This window comes from Halorubrum sp. Hd13, from assembly GCF_002252755.1.
Lineage (GTDB): Archaea > Halobacteriota > Halobacteria > Halobacteriales > Haloferacaceae > Halorubrum.
The window spans coordinates 1-2,523 of the sequence record NZ_NHOY01000065.1; the positions used below are offsets into that span (position 1 = coordinate 1).

General features: G+C 69.0%; 2 protein-coding genes. Both read right to left on the minus strand.

Going from position 1 to position 2,523, the window contains the following annotated elements; translation table 11 throughout:
- Nucleotides 1-1,785: molecular chaperone DnaK (gene dnaK / locus DJ81_RS08810; protein WP_170938281.1), on the minus strand; the 1,785-nt coding region annotated here is incomplete at its 3' end.
- A gap of 204 nt (nt 1,786-1,989) precedes the next feature.
- Nucleotides 1,990-2,523, minus strand: a 534-nt coding sequence (gene tpiA / locus DJ81_RS08815) for a triose-phosphate isomerase (protein WP_094589337.1), incomplete at its 5' end; no start/stop codon positions are given.

Below are 2,523 nucleotides of genomic sequence, written 5' to 3' on the forward strand. Positions count from 1 at the left end.
GGCGGCGCCGCCTGCGCCGCCCGGACCGGCCTGTGCGGCCTGTCCCTCGTACATCTGCTTGCCGATCTCCTGGAGCTCCTCCGTGAGCGCCTCCGTGACCGACTCGATCTCGTCGGTGTCGGCGTCCTCGTCCTCGAGCACCGCCTCGACGTCCTCGATCGAGTCCTCGATGTCGCGGATGAGGTCCTCGTCGAGGTCCTCCTCGTTCTCCTCTAAGAGGGTCTCGGCGCGCTGGATCGTCGTCTCGGCCTCGTTGCGGGCTTCGATCCGCTCGCGGCGGGCCTCGTCCTCTTCGGCGTGCTTCTCGGCCTCCTCCTGCATCTCTTCGATCTCCTCGTCGGAGAGGCCGACGCCCCCCTCGATGGTGATCGACTCGGCGTTCCCCGAGCCCTGGTCTTCGGCCTCGACGTTGACGATCCCGTTCTCGTCGATGTTGAACGAGACCTCGATCTGGGGGGTTCCAGCGGGCGCCGGCGGGATGCCGGAGAGCTGGAACGCGCCGAGCAGCTCGTTCTCCTCGGCGATCTCGCGCTCGCCCTGGAAGACGCGGACGTTGACCGAAGTCTGGTTGTCGGCGGCGGTGGTGAACACCTTCGACTCCTCGGTCGGGATGGTGGTGTTCTTCTCGATGAGCCGCTCGAAGAGGCCGCCCTTCACCTCGATCCCGAGCGAGAGCGGGGTGACGTCCAGCAGGACGATGTCGTCGACGTCGCCGGAGAGCACGCCGCCCTGGACCGCCGCGCCGAGCGCGACCGCCTCGTCGGGGTTGACGTTCTTCTTCGGCTCCTGACCGACGAGCTCCTCGACCTGCTCTTGGACCTGCGGCATCCGGGTCGAGCCGCCGACGAGGATGACCTCGTCGATGTCGCCCTTGTCGTAGCCGGCGTCGGAGAGCGCCTGTTCGGTCGGCTCGACGGTGCGCTCGATCAGGTCACCGGTGAGGTTCTCGAACGTCGCGCGGGTGATCGACTGTTCGAGGTGGACCGGACCGCTGTCGGTCGCGGTGATGAAGGGGAGGTTGACCGTCGTCTCCTTCTTGTTCGACAGCTCGATCTTCGCCTCCTCGGCGGCGTCCTTCAGGCGCTGGAGCGCCTGGCGGTCCTCGCGGAGGTCGATCCCGTGGTCGTTCCGGAACTCGTCGGCGATGTGGTCGATGAGCGCCTCGTCCCAGTCGTCGCCGCCGAGGTCGTTGTCGCCGTTCGTGGCGACGACCTCGTAGACGCCGCCGCCCAGGTCGAGCACGCTCACGTCGAACGTGCCGCCCCCGAGGTCGTACACGAGGACGGTCTGGTCGGACTCGTCGTCGAGGCCGTACGCCATCGAGGCGGCGGTCGGCTCGTTGACGATCCGCTCGACGTCGAAGCCGGCGATCTCGCCGGCGTCCTTGGTCGCCTGCCGCTGCTTGTCGTTGAAGTACGCGGGGACGGTGATGACCGCCTTCTCGATGTCGTCGCCGAGGTACTCCTCGGCGTCGCGCTTGATCTTCTGGAGGATCATCGCCGAGACCTGCTCGGGCGTGTACTCTTCGTCCCCGATCTCGACCGTGTAGTCGTCCTCGCCCATGTGCCGCTTGATCGACTGGATCGTGCGGTCGGGGTTCTGGACGGCCTGGTTCTTCGCCGGCTTCCCGACGAGCCGCTCGTCGTCGTCGGCGAAGGCGACGACGGAGGGCGTGGTCCGGTCGCCCTCCGCGTTCGCGATGATCTCGGGCTCGTCGCCCTCCATCACCGCGAACGCGGAGTTGGTGGTACCGAGGTCGATACCGAGGATCTTGTTGCTCGCCATCTTAGCCAAAGTTAGCGGCTTGTGTCGGTTAAAGGTTACTAGACGGCGCGATCTCGTCGGTCAGCTGATACCGCTCACGTCGTGCGGTTTCGCCGATCGTGTGAACTGCTCGCACCGGTGTCTTTATACAGATCCGCAAGCGCAGGGACCTGCGACGATGGCCGGTGCGAGGCGATCGGCCCGCTCCCGCGGCGGTCGCCGCGCTCAGAGCCCGGAGACGAGGTCCTCCAGCGCCGCCCGCGGGTCGTCGGCCTTCGCCACGCCGGAGGCCAGCAGGATCCCGGACGCGCCGAGGTCACCCGCGGCGGCCACGTCCTCGCCGGTCGAGACGCCGGCGCCGCAGAACACGTCGACGTCGGGGTCGACCGCGTCGGCGGCCGCGACCGCGTCCTCAACGATCCCGGGGTCGGCCGTCGAGACGGAGACGTCGCCGCCGATAAGCTCCGGGGGCTCGACGGCGACGGCGTCGGGGCCGAGCGCCGCGGCCGCGCCGACCTGCGCGGGGTTGTTCGCGCAGACGATCGTCTCCAAGTCGGCGCGCTCGGCCGCGCGGACGGCGCCGTCGACGTCGGCGAGCTTCAGCCGCTTCTCGGAGTGGTTGACGAGCGTCCCCTCGGCGCCGTTGTCGGCGACGGCCTCGGCGAGCGTCGACCCGGTGTGCGAGCCGTGGTCGTTCGGCGAGACGTGCTGGCCCCACGTCTCGACGCCGGTGTCCGCGACGCGGGCGAGGTCGGCCGC